The 18,703-nt window shown below is 43.0% G+C and carries 21 protein-coding genes; 14 read left to right on the top strand and 7 right to left on the bottom strand.

Going from position 1 to position 18,703, the window contains the following annotated elements; all coding sequences use genetic code 11:
- Nucleotide 1: 1 nt before the first annotated feature.
- The 4 genes from AACM02_RS08500 to AACM02_RS08515 form a co-directional block, all read right to left on the bottom strand.
- Nucleotides 2-451: a nitrophenyl compound nitroreductase subunit ArsF family protein gene (locus tag AACM02_RS08500; RefSeq protein WP_339116687.1), complete on the bottom strand. Its 450-nt coding sequence runs from the start codon at nt 449-451 to the stop codon at nt 2-4.
- Between the two features lie 4 nt (nt 452-455).
- On the bottom strand, nt 456-689 hold the full coding sequence (locus tag AACM02_RS08505) for a thioredoxin family protein (RefSeq protein WP_339116688.1): 234 nt from the start codon (nt 687-689) through the stop codon (nt 456-458).
- Nucleotides 690-758: 69 nt separating this feature from the next.
- Nucleotides 759-1,082: a metalloregulator ArsR/SmtB family transcription factor gene (locus AACM02_RS08510; RefSeq protein WP_339116689.1), complete on the bottom strand. Its 324-nt coding sequence runs from the start codon at nt 1,080-1,082 to the stop codon at nt 759-761.
- 201 nt (nt 1,083-1,283) lie between these two features.
- On the bottom strand, nt 1,284-1,892 hold the full coding sequence (locus AACM02_RS08515) for a nitroreductase family protein (RefSeq protein WP_339116690.1): 609 nt from the start codon (nt 1,890-1,892) through the stop codon (nt 1,284-1,286).
- A gap of 211 nt (nt 1,893-2,103) precedes the next feature.
- Between AACM02_RS08515 and dnaB the strand changes: the two genes are divergently transcribed.
- The 8 genes from dnaB (at nt 2,104) to AACM02_RS08555 (ending at nt 8,354) form a co-directional block, all read left to right on the top strand.
- A complete protein-coding gene (gene dnaB, locus AACM02_RS08520) occupies nt 2,104-3,651 on the top strand; it encodes a replicative DNA helicase (RefSeq protein ID WP_339116691.1) in 1,548 nt (515 codons plus the stop codon).
- Nucleotides 3,652-3,673: 22 nt separating this feature from the next.
- Nucleotides 3,674-3,964 carry a hypothetical protein gene (locus tag AACM02_RS08525; protein ID WP_214062377.1) on the top strand — a complete coding sequence of 97 codons (291 nt, stop codon included), beginning with the start codon at nt 3,674-3,676 and terminating at the stop codon, nt 3,962-3,964.
- Nucleotides 3,965-4,066: 102 nt separating this feature from the next.
- Nucleotides 4,067-6,037, top strand: a complete 1,971-nt coding sequence (locus tag AACM02_RS08530; RefSeq protein ID WP_339116692.1) for a LysM peptidoglycan-binding domain-containing protein — start codon at nt 4,067-4,069, stop codon at nt 6,035-6,037.
- Nucleotides 6,038-6,730 (top strand): porin family protein, encoded by a 693-nt coding sequence (locus AACM02_RS08535; RefSeq protein ID WP_339116693.1) that lies wholly within the window; start codon nt 6,038-6,040, stop codon nt 6,728-6,730.
- A gap of 149 nt (nt 6,731-6,879) precedes the next feature.
- Nucleotides 6,880-7,182 carry a metalloregulator ArsR/SmtB family transcription factor gene (locus AACM02_RS08540; RefSeq protein ID WP_339116694.1) on the top strand — a complete coding sequence of 101 codons (303 nt, stop codon included), beginning with the start codon at nt 6,880-6,882 and terminating at the stop codon, nt 7,180-7,182.
- A 12-nt stretch (nt 7,183-7,194) separates the two neighbouring features.
- Nucleotides 7,195-7,419, top strand: coding sequence for a DUF6132 family protein (locus AACM02_RS08545; protein WP_339116695.1), 225 nt, complete (start codon nt 7,195-7,197; stop codon nt 7,417-7,419).
- Nucleotides 7,420-7,447: 28 nt separating this feature from the next.
- A complete protein-coding gene (gene trxA / locus AACM02_RS08550) occupies nt 7,448-7,948 on the top strand; it encodes a thioredoxin (protein WP_214062382.1) in 501 nt (166 codons plus the stop codon).
- Nucleotides 7,949-7,958: 10 nt separating this feature from the next.
- Nucleotides 7,959-8,354 (top strand): DUF302 domain-containing protein, encoded by a 396-nt coding sequence (locus AACM02_RS08555; RefSeq protein WP_339116696.1) that lies wholly within the window; start codon nt 7,959-7,961, stop codon nt 8,352-8,354.
- Nucleotides 8,355-8,445: 91 nt separating this feature from the next.
- Here the strand turns inward: AACM02_RS08555 and AACM02_RS08560 are convergent, their stop codons facing one another.
- Entirely contained in the window at nt 8,446-9,396 is a 951-nt protein-coding gene (locus tag AACM02_RS08560) for a diacylglycerol kinase family protein (RefSeq protein ID WP_214062383.1), read from the bottom strand.
- A 238-nt stretch (nt 9,397-9,634) separates the two neighbouring features.
- On the opposite strand from AACM02_RS08560, the gene AACM02_RS08565 reads away from it, so the two are divergent.
- The 3 genes from AACM02_RS08565 (at nt 9,635) to yihA (ending at nt 12,413) form a co-directional block, all read left to right on the top strand.
- The gene (locus tag AACM02_RS08565) at nt 9,635-10,267 is read left to right on the top strand and encodes an HAD family hydrolase (protein ID WP_214062384.1); all 633 of its coding nucleotides are present in this window, start codon (nt 9,635-9,637) and stop codon (nt 10,265-10,267) included.
- A 63-nt stretch (nt 10,268-10,330) separates the two neighbouring features.
- Nucleotides 10,331-11,809, top strand: coding sequence for a sodium:solute symporter (locus AACM02_RS08570; protein WP_339116697.1), 1,479 nt, complete (start codon nt 10,331-10,333; stop codon nt 11,807-11,809).
- A gap of 4 nt (nt 11,810-11,813) precedes the next feature.
- On the top strand, nt 11,814-12,413 hold the full coding sequence (yihA, locus tag AACM02_RS08575) for a ribosome biogenesis GTP-binding protein YihA/YsxC (RefSeq protein ID WP_214062386.1): 600 nt from the start codon (nt 11,814-11,816) through the stop codon (nt 12,411-12,413).
- A gap of 27 nt (nt 12,414-12,440) precedes the next feature.
- On the opposite strand, the gene AACM02_RS08580 is transcribed toward yihA, so the two are convergent.
- Complete coding sequence (locus AACM02_RS08580; RefSeq protein WP_286849256.1) at nt 12,441-13,622, bottom strand: DNA-binding transcriptional regulator; 1,182 nt, start codon at nt 13,620-13,622, stop codon at nt 12,441-12,443.
- Between the two features lie 289 nt (nt 13,623-13,911).
- On the opposite strand from AACM02_RS08580, the gene AACM02_RS08585 reads away from it, so the two are divergent.
- From AACM02_RS08585 to AACM02_RS08595, 3 genes are read left to right on the top strand one after another with little or no spacing between them, the layout of a single operon-like run.
- Complete coding sequence (locus tag AACM02_RS08585) at nt 13,912-14,682, top strand: glucosamine-6-phosphate deaminase (RefSeq protein ID WP_286849254.1); 771 nt, start codon at nt 13,912-13,914, stop codon at nt 14,680-14,682.
- Between the two features lie 14 nt (nt 14,683-14,696).
- A complete protein-coding gene (locus tag AACM02_RS08590; RefSeq protein WP_286849252.1) occupies nt 14,697-16,148 on the top strand; it encodes a Gfo/Idh/MocA family oxidoreductase in 1,452 nt (483 codons plus the stop codon).
- 10 nt (nt 16,149-16,158) lie between these two features.
- A complete protein-coding gene (locus tag AACM02_RS08595; protein WP_286849250.1) occupies nt 16,159-17,481 on the top strand; it encodes a sugar MFS transporter in 1,323 nt (440 codons plus the stop codon).
- A gap of 135 nt (nt 17,482-17,616) precedes the next feature.
- On the opposite strand, the gene aroB is transcribed toward AACM02_RS08595, so the two are convergent.
- Entirely contained in the window at nt 17,617-18,681 is a 1,065-nt protein-coding gene (aroB, locus tag AACM02_RS08600) for a 3-dehydroquinate synthase (RefSeq protein WP_339116698.1), read from the bottom strand.
- Nucleotides 18,682-18,703 lie beyond the last annotated feature (22 nt).

An 18,703-nucleotide genomic window follows, 5' to 3' on the forward strand; every position in this document is an offset into this window, starting at 1 on the left:
ATTAATTGGCCAAAAATTCGTTTATTTTTTCGCTTAATCCCCTTTTGAAGGCATCGGGATTGTTGCGGACATTGGTAAAAGCAAACTCTGTGAGATTGTTTACTGATTCCTGATCTTTTTTCCAGTCGTTGACAAAAAGCGATGACCACGCCACTTCGTACCTGTCGGCGATGGCCTTATTTTCCGGCTTGGAGATATCCACTATTTTGAATATCAATTTTTTGCTGTTAATGGCGTCGGCGAAACTGCTTTCGATCAGACTTTTGGTTTCTGCTTCGATGGCTTGACAGGTTGGACAACGCTGTGTGCCGTGAAAATAAATTACCTCCACCACGTCGCCCGATGGAGCAAATTCATCTGTGGATTGATTGGTGGTTTGTTCCGCTTTTTTATTTTGATTACAACTTATCGTGAATAGTCCGATAAGGCAGATAAAGATTAACTGTTTCATTGCGCTACTTTTTCAATAGATTTTTTACTTGTTCGAGTGATAATTTTTTTCCTGACGATACCACTTTTTCGTTGATAACCAATGCCGGAACGGAGAACACATTGTACTGCATAATTTTTACCATGTCTTCTTCCTTTACCACTTTTGCCTCAATACCGAGTTCTGAAACTGCTTGTTGTGTGGTTTCAAACAGCGCTTTACAGCTCGGACATCCTGTTCCTAAAATTTTAATTTCCATAATTTCTGTATTTTATTGATTTTATTGTTTATAGTTCGTCAAACAACGAACATTGTTTGTAAAAAATTTTTAGCAATTATTTTTGATTTCCGATGCGAAAAAGTTTCCAAACAGGTTGCGGGCAATTTCCCAGTTCTCTTTGTTGATGCAATACTTCACTTTGGGAGTTTCAATTTCACCCTGAATAAGCCCGGCGTTTTTCAACTCTTTCAGGTGTTGCGATACGGTTGCCTTGGCATTGGGAAACACATCGTGGATATCGCCGAAATAACACGACTCCTGCGACAGCAAAAACTGGATGATCGCCACCCGGGTAGGATGTCCCAGCGCTTTAGCGAATACTGCAATTTGTTTGTCTGTTGCTTGTTGGGTGCCCTCTTTTTTCTTAGCCATAGCAATTTGTTGTTCGCAAAAGTACGAACAATATGTGGATCTGCAAATTTTTTTTCAAAAAAAAGAGGTTTTTATAAAATAAACATCAACCTCCTGAGAGGTGAATATTTGGATATTTGTTCTCAGATAGGTTTCCTAATAAAAAATGAGGGTGAAATCACATTGTGATACACCCTCGTATAAGTTTTCCGGTAACGAAAATCACTTAAAGACCAATACGCGTTTTTCCAATGGTTCGTGCGTTTTTTCTCCCGGTCCGGACAAGGGAGTCCCGAAAGGCATTTGCGCGACAAGTTTCCAGTCTTGGCTAATGCCCCATTCCTTTTGGATGCTTTCGTCGATAAGCGGATTGTAATGTTGCAGCGATGCGCCAAATCCTTCGTTTTCCAACGCCATCCAAACCAGTATTTGGTTTATGGCGGTAGAATGTTCGCTCCATTGTGCAAATTTTTCGCTGTATGAGGGCATGTTACCTTGCAAGCCTTTAACCACCGACAGGTCTTCGAAAAAGAGTACCGTACCGTATCCGGCGAGAAAAGAACCGTTCACTTTTTCTTCGGTTTTTTTCCACGCCTCCTCCGAATGGCTTATCTTTTTTAATTCAGCTTTGGTGAGTTCCCATAATTTTTTGTGGTTTTCGCCCAGAAGCAATACCATTCTTGCCGATTGCGAATTGAAAGGTGATGGGGCCCAATAAGCTACGTATTCAATTATTTTCTGTATTTCTTCATCTGAAACCGGGGACTCGTCGCCCAATTGATAATAGGTTCTTCTATCTCTGATAGAGTCTTGCAGGCTTTTATTTTTCATATTTTTATGTTTATATTTATGGATTTCATTATATAACAAAAATAGTATAAAAATGTTTTTCGTATAGATTAAATCTATACTATGGGGCGATGAAAAAGTTTTCAACACACTTTGTTGATAAACTCATTATAATAAAAGCGTCAAAAATTGGGATGTTTAAAATTTACGGGATAACTTTGAAGTCTTTTTGGAAAAGATCTTGTATAACAAAATGGAGAAACAGAAGCGACAAAGAAACACAAAAATCATTGAAAAGACTGTCATTGTACCCGAAATCGGAAAATTGCCGCCACAAGCACCGGAACTGGAAGAAGCTGTTTTGGGAGCATTGATGCTTGAAAAAGACGCTTATTCGGTGGTGAGCGATATATTAAAACCCGAAAGTTTTTACAATCCCGTTCACAACATAATCTTCGGAGCCATCCAAGGCTTGGCAGTTCAGCAAAAACCGGTGGATGTCCTCACCGTGGTGGAAGAATTAAAACGGCGGGGTGAACTTCAATCTGCCGGGGGAGCAGTCTATATTGCCGAGTTATCTGAAAAGGTGGCATCAGCAGCGCATATCGAATACCATTCCCGGATTATTGCCCAAAAATACTTGGCCCGGGAATTGATTTCATTTTCTTCTGAAGTGACGCAGCAGGCTTTTGATGAAACCATTGATGTGGATGATTTGATGCAGGAGACGGAAGGACGCCTTTTCGAAATTTCACAGCGAAACGTAAAAAAAGATGTTATTCAGATTAATCCCGTTATCAAGGAAGCGATGAAGATTATTCAACTCGCTGCAAACCGAAAAGATGGGATGAGCGGTATTCCTACCGGATTTAACCAATTGGACAAGCTGACCATGGGATGGCAAAATTCCGACCTTATCATTATTGCCGCCCGGCCCGCCATGGGAAAAACGGCTTTTGTGCTTTCCATGGCGAAGAATATAGCCATCAATTTCGAACATCCTGTGGGTTTTTTCTCGCTTGAGATGTCCAATGTACAACTGGTAAACCGTTTGATTGTGAATGTTTGCCAGATAAAGGGTGAAAGCATCAAGAGCGGAAGGTTGTCGCAAGACGAGTGGGATCGGCTGGATATTAAAATTAAAGAACTTTACGATGCACCGATATTTATTGATGATACCCCCAGTTTATCGGTGTTTGAATTGCGAACCAAGGCCCGTCGACTGGTGCGTGAGCATAATGTGAAGATTCTGGTCATTGACTATTTGCAGCTGATGAATGCCAGCGGGATGAGTTTTGGTAGTCGTGAGCAGGAGGTCAGCATGATATCCCGGTCGCTGAAAGGTTTGGCAAAGGAGTTGAACATTCCCATAATTGCGTTGTCGCAATTAAATCGTGGTGTGGAGAGCCGCCAGGGTAACGAAGGAAAACGTCCGCAACTTGCCGACCTGCGTGAGTCGGGAGCCATTGAACAGGACGCTGACCTGGTTTGTTTTATTCACCGGCCTGAATACTATCGGATTACGGAGGATGAAAGTGGAAACTCACTCATCGGTATGGCAGAAATAATTGTGGCAAAACACCGTAACGGGCCGACAGGTATTGCTACCATGCGTTTTGATAACGAGTATGCCCGGTTCGAAAACCTGGACGATCATAACACCAGCCGAAAAAGAACCAACTACATTGAACGCACTTCAAGGATGAATTCAAGGCAATCTGACAGAGAGTCAGAGGCTGTTCCCGAGATGACTTCGACCGATTTCATGACCGAAAACAGAAAAGAAGAACTCCCTTTTTAAAAAATTCAAGAATGAAATAACAATGAACAAAGTTCAACATTTTTTTTCAATACTTATCTTGCCTGCATTTGTTATGTTTGCGGTTTCTTGTGACAGTGTGAATTCCGATGCAAAGAAGGCGGCTACCTTTACCAATAAATCCATTGAAAAGACCAGCCAGTTGAAGTTGGAAGAAGCAGAAAAGCTGTACAGAAAATCACAGATAATCATTAAAAAGTACGAGTCGCACCGGAAAGGGGAAAAATTCAGTAAACTTTACCAACAATACCGTGACGAAGGAAAAATCAATCCTCAAGAACAGAATCGCCGATAAAGTTGTTATCACTTTAATTAACACAAGCGAAGACACATAAATAATTATTATTTGTAATTTTGCCCTTTACTAGTTTTTATTGGAAAATTTAAAACAAACGGAATGCATACGTCACTCGGAATGAGAAAAATATTGTTGTTCTTCCTCCTGGCTGTTCTCTTCACAGCGGTTAGTGCTGCCCAAACACCGGCATATGAAAAAATCACTACAAACGGGCAATCCTTTTATAAGTACAAAGTTAAATCGGGCGAAGGATTGATGGCCGTTTCGCGGACTTTCAACGTCACGGTAGACGAAATCCTGAAGCATAATCCGACAGCCGGATCAGGGTTGAAAAACGGCCAGGAACTGCTGATACCGGTCCGGAAGGGCGCTCCGCTAGATCAAACCCGTCAGCAACTCCCTCTTGACCAAAACCACACTTTCCGCCATACCATAGCCAGGGGAGAAACCCTGTACGGTATTGCACAGATGTATAACACGAGTGTTGACGAAATTATTCGTTATAATTCAGGCCTGACAGAAAATATTGCCGAAGGGCAGGTTATTGTTGTGCCGCAGCAGAGATCGCTTTCCTCGACCCACGAGAACTACCGCTATCATACTATTCTTCCGAAAGAGACGCTCTATTCGGTATCCAGAACCTATTCGTTAAAACCCGAGGACCTGATCGCTGCCAATACCGGTTTGTCCGTAGAAACTTTCCAAATTGGAAAAACCATCCGGATTCCTTTCTTTCAGATGCAGGCCGATTTTATTCCGTACGAACAACAGACGCAAAACATAACTCATAAAGTAAAAAGGGGAGAAACACTCTATTCTATTTCACAGGCTTACGACGTTCCGGTTGAATCGATTGAAAAAGCAAATCCCATACTTGCTGCAGGATTGAAAACAAATATGGAGTTGATCGTCCCCGTAAAAGTTGCCCGGTTGGATGAAAATGCCCGCACGAGGGAAATTGAGGCGAACCGCCTACTCAGCCTGAGCAACGAAGCGCAAAGGACAGACGTGATCAGGGTGGGCCTTCTCCTTCCTTTTCTGGATAAGTCAGGAGGGCAACATTTGAGGTTGCAGGAATATTACGAAGGATTTTTGTTGGCTGTGGATAAGATGAAAAAAGAAGGAGCCAACATCGAGGTGTATGTTTTTGAGATCGGTAGCCGGGCAAAACTCGAAAGTTTGCTGGGAACCCTGGAGATGGAATCACTGCATCTGTTGATCGGGGGCATGACGGATGACCAGATTAGGATCATTTCCGATTTTTCTAAAAAACACAACATCAAGTACATCATTCCGTTTTCTTCGAAAAACAGTGAGGTTCAGAATAACAACCACATCTTCCAGGTAAACTCGCCCCAGTCCTACTTTTATTCCAAGGCATCCGGAGTGTTTATGGAAACATTCAGGAATGCAAACGTAGTTATCGTGAATGCTCCCGGACGATCCGACAAGGCTGATTTTATTTCTACCCTGAAAGCCGATTTGAAACGGAAAAACATCCGCTACCAGGAACTTTCACTTACCTCAAACCTCTCAACGGACATGCTACCGTTGCTTCAGACCAACGGGGAAAATGTAGTTGTTCCTACTACCGGAGATTCCGGGTCACTTCGCGAAATTTTTGATGCCCTTGAGAAAGTGCGTCAAGCCCGGCAGGGAATTATCACGCGATTGTTCGGATATCCGGAATGGCAGACTTACAACACAGAAGTCAAGAAATCGTTACACGAGTACGGAACCTATTTCTACACATCGTTCTATGTAGATGAACAGGATGTGGAGACCCGGCAATTCGTGGAAAACTTTAAACAGTGGTACGGCCGTGACCTGATCAATACCTATCCCAAATACGGTTTGTTCGGATACGATACCGGAATGTTTTTCCTGAATGCTGTTTATCGTTATGGAACAAATTTCGAACAACGAATAAACCGGATACCGTCGAATTCACTCCAGTTTTCTTTCAAATTTGACCGGGTTAATAACTGGGGAGGGTTCATTAACACCGGATTGTATCTTATTCATTACGATGCAGGAAACGTTGTACACAAAATCAATAAAAGCCGCTAAATGAAACGTTTGTTGCCGGGAATTTTGTTGTTTATCCTTTCCTCTGTGCAGGTTTTTGCACAAAAAAATGATTTTGAGAAAGAGTTTTATATCGGAGTGGGAGGGGGAGCACTTATGTCGACAGTTGATTTTGTTCCGGCTATTTTACAGAAATCTTCTCTGGGTATTCACGGTGGCATTTCGGCAAAATACATTTCGGAAAAAAACCTGGGGTTATTGCTCGAATTGAATTATGCCCAACGAGGATGGACAGAGGATTTTCCCCCCGAAAACGGATTTGCATACAATAAAACGTTGCACTACCTGGAGGTTCCTTTTATGACACATATCTACTTCGGCAATAATGTCCGGTTTATTATCAATGCGGGACCACAACTCGGTTTTTTGTTGGGAAGCTCTGAAAACATGAACGAGGCTTTGTCTGCCGATGTGGCCGCCAGAAGAGAAGAAAATCCCGATGGACAAATAGGCATGCAATATGTTCTGGAACCCCGGAGTTTTGATTATGGTCTTGTAGGGGGTGTTGGAATGGAACTGAAAACCGGAGCAGGTAATGTGGAGCTCGAAGGCCGATATTATTTCGGGTTGGGCGATATTTTTGAAAACAGGAAGACACAAGAGAATTTCTTTTTTAACCGTTCCGCTCACCGCATCATTGAGGCGAAGCTTTCCTATTTCTTCAAAGTAAAGTAACGTTCAATTTCGTTGGGAGTAAACTGCAAAAAAGGAGTAAAAATTTTTAGTTTTTAATTGGTCAATCAAAAAAAATGGTGTACTTTTGAACAAAAATATATGAATATATGTTCATATGTTGATTTGATAAAAAAACAATGGAGTTTAGCATGCTGGAAATAAAGGAACAAAAGGTGGATAAAGCGCAATTCGAAGAGGCAGCGTACATGCTGAAAGCCTTGGCAAATGAAATCAGGTTAAGTGTGATTACCTTGTTGTCTAACGAGAAGGAAAAATCGGTATCTGAGTTGCAGGAAGCTATTGATTGTGAACAATCGCTGCTTTCGTATCACTTGACCGACATGCGTGCAAAAGGTATTTTAAACTGCCGCAGAAGCGGAAAAAATTGTTTTTATTCCATCAGAAACAGTCGGGTAATCCAATTGTTGAGCTGTATCATAGATTGTAATTGACAAGAATTGAACATGAAGGATTTTTTTACAAGACACGGATTGAAAGTTGCGGGAGTCATTGTTGGTGCCATCGGAGGTTACCTGTATTACTATTTCGTTGGCTGCGGCACGGGCAGTTGTCCCATCACTTCAAATCCGTGGAGAATGACGATTTACGGTGCCATTTTGGGACTGCTAATTTTTGATATTTTTAAGAAAGAAGAAGGTAGAGGCAAAGAGATAAAGAACATTAAATAAAGAAATTATATACAAAACAAACAACAATATGAAAATTAAACTTATTATCGCCGCACTTGTGACATCGTTTATGTTTGCCGCGTGCAGCAATAACACCGGCAAATCAACATCATCGCCACAGGCAGCTGTAACTCAACAGGAAACTAATTTAAATAAAACAAATATGACTAAAACAATTCATTTAACAAAAGCTGATTTTCTAACGAAAGTTGCAAACTACGAAAAAAATTCCCAAACATGGGAATACCTGGGTGATAAACCCGCTATTATAGATTTTTATGCCGATTGGTGTGGTCCGTGTAAAATGGTAGCCCCTATACTGGAACAACTGGCTGCAGAATACGAAGGACAGATTTACATTTATAAAGTGGATACCGAAGCAGAGCAGGAACTGGCTGCCGATTTTGGAATCCGCAGTATCCCGACGTTGCTTTTCGTCCCGATGAACGAAGCTCCGCAAATGGCACAGGGTGCATTACCGAAAGATGCTTTTAAGCAGGCTATCGACGAAGTTTTACTCAAAAATTAAGTTCAGGATCATGGACAAAATGTTTTTCGAGAGTAAAAGCAGGTATGCCTTCGACGAGACGGTTGAAAGACTCGACAATATCATCGCTGAAGCAGGATGGCGTGTTACGCACACCCACGATCTGAAAGAGACGATGAATAAGAACGGGTATGAAGTTCTTCCTGTAAAAGTCATAGAACTCTGCAATCCGAAATATGCTTACCGCATGCTTTCGGCCGACGAGTTGAGAATTTATGGAAACATGATGCCCTGTCGCATTTCTGTACACGAAAAAGCCGATGGGAAGACCTATGTTTCACGCATGAACTCGGCCTTGTTTGCTTCGCAGATCGGTGGTGTAGTGGAGGAGGTAATGAGTGGTGCGTATCACGATGCCGAAAGCTTTGTGGCGCAAATTGCAGAATAGCGCTTGAAATTTATTTTTGTTTTAATAACTTGTTATGAATGAAAAGCGGGTGCACTCGGGATGAGTGTGCCCGCTTTGCCTGAATTCACGATTATATATTCATCCAACGGGTGATAGCCGTGAAAATATTTTCTCTTTCTTTCACCGGTTTTTCTTCAACTTGCTTTGGGGCAAGTACCTTTAATCCCTTGTGGTACATTTTCACTTCAATGTCCTTTTCGGTATTCACCGGTTCCCCGTCAACGTGCAATATGCCTGGTTTTTTTCTTTTAATGATGAGGTTGCTGGTGACTAACGAGATCATCTTGCTGTTTTTATCGATATTCCGGGTAAAAAGTTGCAGCGTGGTTTGTGGAATTTCATTGGGATTAAGCGGCTTCAGTATAGATACATTCATTTTCCCGTCTTCCATATCGGCACCGGGTGCAATGTATACTTCGTTCCCGTATTGGGAGGCATTGGCACAGGTAAGAAGAAATGCCCGTTCGTTAAGTGTACCTTCGTCGTGCGTGATTTCGTACTCTTCCGACCTGAACTCGACCACGCCTTCCACAATGTTGCGGACGTAGCCCAGGGGGCCGCGTTTTTTTTCTTCGGCAAACTTGTCGCTGATAAACGCATCAAATCCAACGCCGCAGGTGCAAAAGAAAATATGCCCGTTGGCAGAGCCGTAATCGATGGTTCGGACATTGCCTTCGAGTATGGTTTGTATGGCTTTTTCTGAATCTATGGAGATATGCAGGTCGCGTGCCAGTCCGTTCCCCGATCCAAAAGGAATGATTCCCAGAATGGTATCGGTATTCACCAGGGCTTTTGCCACTTCATTTACCGTGCCGTCGCCTCCGACAGTCAGCACATAAGCAAATTTGTTCTTCACAGCCTGTTTGGCAATTTCAGTGGCATGCCCGGGATAGCCGGTGATCCGGATAATTACATCGAATTGGGTTTGATCGAATGCGGAGGCCACTTCTTCAGGGATATTTTTCTTCGATTCTGTTCCCGATACCGGATTGATTATGACGCAAACGCGGGTTTTCTCCATATCTTGTATTTTGTACAAAAATAAGATAAAAACTGTTTCTCCGGTATTTTAATGATTATTTATTTGCCCTTTCGGGCATTGTTGAGTACTTTTGCAGCTTACAAACAAAAAAGTTTTCCGGCTTACAGGATGCCTTTATTCAACAGGTACCCGTTGTTTTGTTAAGACTATTGCTGCTGAAATGAATCGGCCTGCCGGCTGGCAGGTAAGATGAAGCCGGATAACAACTATTCAATGTATGACAAACCCCGACAGTTTAATTTTTGATATGGACGGAACCCTTTGGGACAATGTTGATTCTTACGTCATTGTCTGGAATAAGGGATTGGAAATAAATGGTTATCGTTCACGGGTTACCCGTGACGACCTACTGGGCCTTATGGGAAAAGAAGCGCGTGTCATGCTCGACGCTGTTCTCCCCAGTGCGTCAAGAGCGGCTCAGGATGAGTTGTTTGACGAGGTTGTCCGGCAATACCATTTGCTGGTCCCCGTTATGAAACCGCATATTTACGAAGGTGTTTATGAGGGATTGGAGAAATTATCGAAAAAATATCCGTTATTTCTGCTCAGCAACTGTGAGAAAGGAGGCTTGGTAAACTTTATGAAGCACACCGGAACTGCACACCTCTTTACCGATTATATGGAGCATGGAGAAAACCTGAAACCCAAGTCGTTTAATATGAAACTACTCAAGGAACGGAATAACCTGCAATTTCCTTTGTATATAGGTGATACCGATTCGGACAGCAAAGCTTCTTCAGAGGCCGATGTGCCGTTTGTGTTTGTGACTTACGGATTTGGGAAAACAGACAAGTATACCTACACATTCGATTCGTTTCCACAGCTTGTCGAATTCTTTTTAAATATATAGTTTGTCCTTGTTCTGGGGTACAGGTATGTGTTTTGAGCTCTTTTATTCTTTATTCTAAAAAATATGCAAAGCAGCTTTATTCTTATCGTTATAGCCGTCTATTTCCTGTTGCTGATGTTCATTTCCCACCTCACTAGCCGGAAGGGGTCGGACAACGATGCTTTTTTCCGTGCCAACAAATCATCCAAATGGTACATTGTGGCGTTCGCTATGATCGGAACGTCTATTTCGGGTGTAACGTTTGTATCTGTCCCGGGAATGGTCCGTAGCCTCGATATGACCTATATGCAGATGGTACTGGGATTCTTTTTTGGATATCTGGTCATTGCCTACGTACTTTTACCGTTGTATTACAGGCTGAACCTGACAACCATATACGGTTATCTTGAACAGCGTTACGGACAACGATCCTATAAAACCGGGGCGTGGTTTTTCCTGCTTTCTAAAATTGTGGGTGCAGCCGCCCGGCTATACCTGGTCGCGTTTATTCTTCAGTCGTTGGTTTTTGATGCCTGGGGTGTTCCCTTTGTTGTAACGGTTGTCGGGATTATTCTCATTATATGGCTGTACAGCCATAAAAGCGGCATCAAAACCATCATATGGACGGATTGGGTTCAGACCCTGCTTTTTCTGACTGCCCTGGTACTGATCATCTGGCAGGTAATGGCACGCCTTGATTTTAGTTGGGGCGACACATTTCGGGCAATAAGCGAGAGTCCGCATGCGCGTATTTTCGTGTTTGACGATTGGGCAAGTACGCAAAATTTCTTCAAACAATTTTTCAGCGGGATGTTTATTACCATTGTGATGACGGGGTTGGATCAGGACCAGATGCAGAAGAACCTGACGATAAAGAACCTGAAAGATGCCCAGAAAAATGTGGTCTCCTATGGCCTTGCTTTTGCCCCGATCAACCTGTTGTTCTTGTCGCTGGGTGTTTTGCTTCTTATTTATGCGCAGCAAAACGGAATTGTACTTCCCGAAGTGTCCGACAATATTCTTCCGGTCATTGCCAGTCAGCACCTGGGACAAGTGGTATTGGGAATTTTCATAACGGGGATTGTGGCGGCTGCCTTTTCAAGTGCCGACTCAGCGCTGACAGCACTCACTACATCGTTTTGCGTAGATATCCTGGAGATGAAAAAGACCGACAATCCTGATACGGAGCGTAAGAACGTAGCAACACGCCGCCGGGTACATCTGGTTATAAGCGTTATTTTTGTTCTTATTATCCTGCTGATAGAGGCCATCGGTTCCGACAGCATCATCACTGCGATTTATAAACTGGCCTCTTATACCTACGGCCCGCTGCTCGGATTGTATTTCTGCGGATTGTATACCCGGGTAAAGCCTGTCGACAAATGGGTGCCGTACATTGCCGTCGCTGCACCGGTTATCTGTTTTGTTTTTGAAACCGTGATGAAACAGGTTTTGGGCTACCAGGTGGGTTATGAACTCTTGCTTGTCAATGCTGCACTTACCGGAACCGGCCTTTGGATATTGTCGTTAAACAACTATAAACCTTTAACCCTCAACCCGTAACCCTATGCTTATCAAATCTGCCGAATTTATCATCAGTAACACCGATTACCTGAAGTGTCCGCAGGACGGAAAGCCTGAATATGCTTTTATCGGACGTTCCAATGTTGGAAAATCATCGCTTATCAATATGCTGACCAACCGGAAAGGATTGGCCATGACCTCATCCACACCTGGAAAAACGATGCTGATCAACCATTTTCTGATTAACGGAGAATGGTATCTGGTAGATTTACCGGGATACGGCTATGCCCGACGTGGAAAGGAAAACCGGGATCGGTTGCAACAGATAATCGAAGATTACGTGCTGGAACGTGAAGCGCTGACCTCACTTTTCGTGTTGGTGGACAGCCGCCACGAGCCTCAGAAAATAGATTTGGAGTTTATGGAATGGCTGGGCGAAAACGGTGTTCCCTTCGGCATTGTTTTTACCAAAGGCGATAAGCAGGGACCCGTTCGCCTGCAGCAAAACGTGGATGCTTACAAACAGAAATTGCTGGAAAGGTGGGAAGAACTTCCACCCGTCTTTGTTACCTCCTCCGAAAAAAAATTGGGTAGGGAAGAGTTGCTCGATTATATTGAGAAAATAAACAAACTTCTTCGTTAAATAATTGAAAACCTTATTGATATTCGATTAATCTGTCGGAGAAAGGGGCGGCTTATCCCGTGTCGAGAATTTTTTACGGAAACCAGAAGGACTATGCCCGGTGTTCTTTTTGAAAATCCGATACGCATTTCTCACATCGTTAAACCCGGCCTCAATAGCGATATCCAACGAGCTTTCCTGAGTTGTCAATAATTTATAAGAGAAAAATTCTATTTTCTTGTCTATTATAAATTGATAAATGGAGGTGCCCATGGCTTCTTTGAACTTTTTTTCAAGGCTTCTTCGGCCCAGCGGAACCATTTGTGTCAGTTCATCGATGGAGAGATCAGAAGCGAAATTTTTTTCAAGATGTTCAATTATCTTTAAGATATATTTGTTTGCAATATTGTATTTTTCTGTAGATTGCCGTTGTTCAATACGTATTGGCTTCTTGATGATGTTGAAAGGAATATTTTTTTTGTTTATAATCAGTTTATGAAGTTTCTTGCCAGCAACATATCCGATATTTTCGTCATCGGTCACTATGGATGAGATGGACGGATAGGATAAGTTACAGATAAGCTCGTCATTATCTACACCCAGTAAAGATATTTCATTCGGGATGTCGATATGGTTTATTTTACACATTTCGGCCACCTGCAGAGCAAAATAGTCGTCACAAGCAAAAACGGCAACCGGCTTTGGAAGGGAAGATAACCATTTATTTAATTTTATGTGACTTCGGCTCCATTGACTGTTGGTTAGATATTCCGATTCAAAATAGTAATAGTTTCCTCCTAATTTTTCTACTTCGATACGGTACCCCTCCGCTCTGCCTTTTGACCACAAAAAATTTTTATTGCCATAAAAAGCAAAATTCTTAAACCTTTTTTGGGCAAAAAAATTAGCGGCGATCGCACCCACTTCCATATAATCACCGGAAATTTTTGAAAACCAATCGGCATTATCTTCATAGTTTTGAAGAAATACAGGAATATCCAGTTTTTTTAAAAATTTAATTTCACGGTATTCCCATTGAACAATAACCGCATCGATCCCCCATTCTTTAATTTGCTCTAAGACCCCCTCTTCACCGTACAACATTTTATAATACAGAGGCAACCGGTAAAATATCCAAGGGCCGTTTTCATGGGCATAACGAACCAGCCCGGACAGAAAACGACGGCTAAACTCAGTGGCAGAATCTATAAGGACAAGTATTTTAATCATTGCTTATTGTTGGAATTTATTTACCCGAATTTAAATCAACGTTCTCATAGTAACACTAGAAACCGTAGAATGTTCCATAATTGTGATTATTTCTATGAATATATTCGTGATAAGCCACATTGGATTCGTTAATTATATCATAAGATGTTGTAACGGAGACTATCTTTGCTAAAAGATAAACCGGTTACACCAGAATACGGATAAGGTTCATGGGAAAAACCGGAAAAGGGTATTTATCTTGAAGCAGATGAAAATGTTTATTGATGAAACTTTATAATTAAGATAAGAAATGACAACTGAAATTAAACAATTCAAGAAAGAAAATCTTACGGTTCGTATTTTTACGGACGAGGCTTCTGCCGGAAAAGGCAGCGCGGACTTTGTGGCCAAACATTTGAATTACGCTATTCGGGCCAAGGGGCATGCTAATCTGATCTTAGCCACCGGCGCATCGCAATTTGCCTTTATCGAGGCAATAAAAACGCTCCCCGTCGATTGGAGTAAAATTACCGTATTCCATTTGGATGAGTATAGGGATTTGCCCGAAACCCATCCGGCCAGTTTCCGAAAATACCTGAAAGAAAGAATCCTCGATGAAGTAAAACCATATCAGGTTAATTACATTCATGGCGATGCCAAGGATATTGAACGTGAAATAGCCCGCTATGAAGAACTGTTGAAAGCTGCCAAGATTGATGTAGCATGCATAGGTATTGGGGAGAATGGGCATATCGCCTTTAATGATCCCGAAGTTGCCGATTTCAACGATCCGCAATTGGTGAAAATAGTGCAGTTGGATGATATCTCACGCCGGCAGCAATTGGGAGAGGGATGGTTCTCTACTCTCGAAGAGGTACCTAGAGAAGCTGTTAGCCTGACAATTCCTGCCATCATGCGTTGTAACGTAATCAGTTGTATGGTGCCGGATAAGCGAAAAGCCAATGCTGTTTACAATACACTGAATGCGGAAATAACGACGGCATGCCCGGCGACGATTTTAAGGAGGCATCCTTATACAGTACTGTTTTTGGATGGAAACTCCGCCTCTCAATTAAAATAAAAATAGATTTCTCCATGCAAATCAATAGAAGAAATTTCCTTAAAGCGGCAGGAGTTGCAACTGTATCTGCCATGCTGCCGACCAAAGGGATAAGCCGTGAAATACCTGCGGAGAAACAACAGTCGAGCAAGTCTTTAGAAAAAATATACCGTGAAGCCTATAAAAAACATTCGCAAAAATTTAATATGTGCGGGTATACTGCACCCAAACTGGAAACAGTAAGAGTGGGGTTTGTAGGCGTGGGGAACAGGGGAAGTGCGGCCGTAGAAAGAATCAGCCGCATTGACGGAGTTAAAATTGTGGCCATTTGCGATGAACTTTCCGAGCATGCGGAGAAAGCCAAAGCGCGTATTCAAACACCTGGACATCCGGCCCTTGTTTATTCGGGAAAAGAAGATAGCTGGATGGAGATGTGCCGGAGAGATGATATTGATCTTGTATATGTTGCCGCCCCCTGGGAATGGCATGCACCCATTGGGGTATATTCCATGAGGCAAGGCAAGCACGTGGCACTGGAAATCCCAGTCGCAACCACAGTAGAGGATTGTTGGCAATTAGTAGAAACTTCAGAGGAAACCAAAAAACATTGTGTGATTCTGGAGAACTGTTGTTACGATTTTTTTGAATTACTGACTTTGAATCTCGCACGCAATGGTTTTTTTGGAGAAATAGTGCATGCGGAGGGAGGATATATTCATGAAATAGGGGAGAGCTTATTCTTCAGGGGAAAGCCCGGAAGAAGCTGGAGGCTTAAGGAAAACATGAGAAGAAACGGAAATCTCTACCCTACACATGGATTAGGGCCCGTGGCTCAAATCATGAATATCAATCGGGGGAACCGGATGGAATATATGGTGTCGATGTCATCCGATGATTTTTTGATGAATCAATATTCCCAAGAACTATCCCTGAAGGAAGATTATTTTAAGCAGTTTGAAGGAGCCTCATTCCGAGGGAACATGAATAGCTCGATCATCAAAACAATCAAAGGGCAAACAATCCTTATTCAGCACGATATCACCACGCCTCGCCCTTATTCACGATTACATACCATAAGCGGGACAAAAGCAACAGCGCAGAAATATCCTCTTCCTCCCCGCCTATCCATGGCTGGAGACCACAAAGAGTGGCTGTCTGAAGATAAATTCGAGGAAATTGAACGGAGATATAATCCACCCATCATCAAGAAAATGCAAGATATTGCCAAGGAGATTGGCGGGCACGGAGGAATGGACTTTTTGATGGATTGGAGATTGATTGATTGTTTAAGGAATGGCCTGCCTGTCGATATGGATGTGTACGACGCAGCGTCGTGGAGCGTGATAGGTCCGTTAAGCGAATGGTCGGTCGCCAATCGATCGGCACCGATCGATATCCCGGACTTTACGAATGGAGCATGGAAAAAAAATCAACCCCATGATATTTCTTTAAAGCATGGAGGAACTACGGGCGTTGTCACCAAATAATATTTCCTTTATGAACAAAAAAGTTTTTTATATCTCGATGGGTATTTTGGCCGTGATGTATTTTGTCATCGGCTTGGTGTCATGGGTTAACGCCATCCTTATCCCTTATTTTAAGATTGCCCTTGAACTGACACACTTTCAGTCCTATTTCGTCACTTTTGCCTTTTATATTGCCTATTTTGTGATGGCCGTCCCGTCGGGTTTATTATTAAACAGGACGGGATATAAGAAAGGAATCATGTACGGATTTTTATTCCTGTCGTTAGGTGCCCTTATCTTTATCCCGGCAGCACTTATGCGGCAATATGCGGTTTTTCTTGTGGGATTGTATTGCCTCGGAACAGGGCTTGCTATCCTTCAAACGGCAGCAAACCCTTACGTCACCATAGTCGGGCCGATAGATAGTGCTGCGCAGCGAATGAGTGTGATGGGCATTTTTAACAAATCTGCAGGCATTATTGCTCCTTTACTTTTTGCAGCGGTAGTGTTCAAATCGACTGATGACGGAACTTTTGCGTTACTTGAGTCAGGCGCGCTTTCCGAAACGGAGAAAAACATTATTCTTCAGGAACTCATCAGGAGGGTAATTATGCCCTATTCTATTCTTGCCGTTCTTTTGGTATTGGTGGGTTTCGGTATAAGGTATTCAGTACTGCCGGAGTTAGAAGAGAAAGAGGATAAAGCTCAAGAGCAGAATAGTGATTTACCGCCGGTTGCAGGCACACCAAGAAAATCTCTTTTGGATTATCCCTACCTCGTTTTTGGAGCTATTGCGATTTTTCTACACGTAGGGACCCAGGTAGTGGCAATAGATACCATCATCAATTATGCCGGTTCGATGGGGATCGGCTTGTTGGATGCGAAGTTTTTCCCTTCTTATACGCTTCTGTGTACAATTATCGGTTATTTGCTGGGTATCTTGCTTATCCCCCGGTTTATTCCGCAAAAAGCCGCTTTAAAATTCTGTACCGTACTGGGGTTTCTTCTTTCTTTAGGGGTAGTGTTTGCTAACCAACCCGTTTCACTATTCGGGCATACAGCAAACATCTCGATATGGCTCCTAGCCTCGATAGGATTTCCTAACGCATTGATATATGCCGGTATCTGGCCCTTGTCGATTCATGGCTTGGGAAAATTAACCAAGACAGGTTCTTCTCTTTTGATTATGGGATTAAGCGGAAATGCCATACTACCCTTGATCTACGGTGCGATAGGAGATCAGCACGGTTTAAGAGCAGGGTATTGGGTATTGATCCCGTGCTTTATCTATTTGGTGTGGTTTGCTTTTTATGGGCATACCATCAATGACTGGAAGAGAGAAAGAAAACAGTAAAATAATTTGCCGTTATGTGCGGAACTCCCCAGGTGTCCCAGGCAATCTGGGTGGGTTCGCCCCCCTCCTGAGAACATGACGGAGTGTATATAAACAACAGGAAAACAGGTATTAACCGTAAAGAGCATATCGTTCTCATAACCCAACACTGTCCCGGTAAAAATCCAGCGACTGGAAAATCAGGTCCTTTCCAGCAACCCGATTGATCTGTATATCCCCGACACCGGACAGGAGCGTGAAGTTGACGGAAGACGCGTTTGCGTTCTTCTTGTCGTGTGTCATAATGTCGTAGAGGTGTTCGTAATCGTCGCAATCCAAGGCAAATGCACCGTAATTCCGGTGGATAAAACGAACGGTTTTTTGCAGTTCCTCTTTGGGAAACCCGCATACGCGATGCGACAGATACAACTCCGAGATTAGCCCCCACGCCACGGCATAACCGTGCAAGACGGGCCTCTCCGTTTCCAGGGCAAAGCTCTCAAAAGCGTGTCCGACAGTATGTCCGAGGTTCAACGCCTTGCGGATATTGTGCTCAAACGGGTCTTTTTTTACAATCTCTTCCTTGATGGAGACCGAACGGAAAACTGCATCGGTAAGCCATTCGTAATCAATATCTCCAGCATCGAAAGTCAGCAGCTTTTTCCACTCTGCCTCGGAGTTGATAAGTGCGTGTTTAAGCATTTCGGAAAAACCCGAAAGAATGTCTTTACGGCCGAGCGAGGAAAAGAAGCGTGAAGAGATTAACACACATGCTGCCGGATAAAATGCCCCTATTTCGTTTTTGAATCCTTCAAAATTGATTCCGGTTTTTCCGCCGACGGCAGCATCTACCGCTCCCAACAAGGTAGTGGGAATGTTGATGTATGTGATTCCACGCTTGAATGTAGCTGCTGCGAACCCGCCAATATCGGTGACCATTCCTCCGCCCAGGTTTATCAACAACGAATGGCGTGTTGCACCGTTTTGGGTCAGGTGCTTCCAGATGTGTGCCAGGTTTTCGAGCGTTTTGTTGGTGTCGTTTGCCGGAATTACAACCCGGCTTACATCCTTAACAGCAATCCAGGGGTCAAGCAGGGGAAGGCAAAGGTTCGCCGTATGTTCGTCTGTCAGCACAAAAAGTTTATCGTGCTTGATTTCCGCCACTATTTTTTCGATATCGCTTATCAGGTTGGTGCTTTTGATGATTCGTTGCATGTTCATTTCTATATGTTGGTGTGCCAAT

The organism is Petrimonas sp. (assembly GCF_963921705.1).
Classification (GTDB): Bacteria; Bacteroidota; Bacteroidia; order Bacteroidales; family Dysgonomonadaceae; genus Petrimonas; species Petrimonas sulfuriphila.

What these genes read in the sequence shown, in the direction of transcription:
- AACM02_RS08500 (WP_339116687.1), bottom strand. Translation starts at nt 451, where the DNA reads ATGAAACAGTTAATCTTTATCTGCCTTATCGGACTATTCACGATAAGT.
- AACM02_RS08505 (WP_339116688.1), bottom strand. Translation starts at nt 689, where the DNA reads ATGGAAATTAAAATTTTAGGAACAGGATGTCCGAGCTGTAAAGCGCTG.
- AACM02_RS08510 (WP_339116689.1), bottom strand. Translation starts at nt 1,082, where the DNA reads ATGGCTAAGAAAAAAGAGGGCACCCAACAAGCAACAGACAAACAAATT.
- AACM02_RS08515 (WP_339116690.1), bottom strand. Translation starts at nt 1,892, where the DNA reads ATGAAAAATAAAAGCCTGCAAGACTCTATCAGAGATAGAAGAACCTAT.
- dnaB (WP_339116691.1), top strand. Translation starts at nt 2,104, where the DNA reads ATGGAGAAACAGAAGCGACAAAGAAACACAAAAATCATTGAAAAGACT.
- AACM02_RS08525 (WP_214062377.1), top strand. Translation starts at nt 3,674, where the DNA reads ATGAACAAAGTTCAACATTTTTTTTCAATACTTATCTTGCCTGCATTT.
- AACM02_RS08530 (WP_339116692.1), top strand. Translation starts at nt 4,067, where the DNA reads ATGCATACGTCACTCGGAATGAGAAAAATATTGTTGTTCTTCCTCCTG.
- AACM02_RS08535 (WP_339116693.1), top strand. Translation starts at nt 6,038, where the DNA reads ATGAAACGTTTGTTGCCGGGAATTTTGTTGTTTATCCTTTCCTCTGTG.
- AACM02_RS08540 (WP_339116694.1), top strand. Translation starts at nt 6,880, where the DNA reads ATGCTGGAAATAAAGGAACAAAAGGTGGATAAAGCGCAATTCGAAGAG.
- AACM02_RS08545 (WP_339116695.1), top strand. Translation starts at nt 7,195, where the DNA reads ATGAAGGATTTTTTTACAAGACACGGATTGAAAGTTGCGGGAGTCATT.
- trxA (WP_214062382.1), top strand. Translation starts at nt 7,448, where the DNA reads ATGAAAATTAAACTTATTATCGCCGCACTTGTGACATCGTTTATGTTT.
- AACM02_RS08555 (WP_339116696.1), top strand. Translation starts at nt 7,959, where the DNA reads ATGGACAAAATGTTTTTCGAGAGTAAAAGCAGGTATGCCTTCGACGAG.
- AACM02_RS08560 (WP_214062383.1), bottom strand. Translation starts at nt 9,396, where the DNA reads ATGGAGAAAACCCGCGTTTGCGTCATAATCAATCCGGTATCGGGAACA.
- AACM02_RS08565 (WP_214062384.1), top strand. Translation starts at nt 9,635, where the DNA reads ATGACAAACCCCGACAGTTTAATTTTTGATATGGACGGAACCCTTTGG.
- AACM02_RS08570 (WP_339116697.1), top strand. Translation starts at nt 10,331, where the DNA reads ATGCAAAGCAGCTTTATTCTTATCGTTATAGCCGTCTATTTCCTGTTG.
- yihA (WP_214062386.1), top strand. Translation starts at nt 11,814, where the DNA reads ATGCTTATCAAATCTGCCGAATTTATCATCAGTAACACCGATTACCTG.
- AACM02_RS08580 (WP_286849256.1), bottom strand. Translation starts at nt 13,622, where the DNA reads ATGATTAAAATACTTGTCCTTATAGATTCTGCCACTGAGTTTAGCCGT.
- AACM02_RS08585 (WP_286849254.1), top strand. Translation starts at nt 13,912, where the DNA reads ATGACAACTGAAATTAAACAATTCAAGAAAGAAAATCTTACGGTTCGT.
- AACM02_RS08590 (WP_286849252.1), top strand. Translation starts at nt 14,697, where the DNA reads ATGCAAATCAATAGAAGAAATTTCCTTAAAGCGGCAGGAGTTGCAACT.
- AACM02_RS08595 (WP_286849250.1), top strand. Translation starts at nt 16,159, where the DNA reads ATGAACAAAAAAGTTTTTTATATCTCGATGGGTATTTTGGCCGTGATG.
- aroB (WP_339116698.1), bottom strand. Translation starts at nt 18,681, where the DNA reads ATGAACATGCAACGAATCATCAAAAGCACCAACCTGATAAGCGATATC.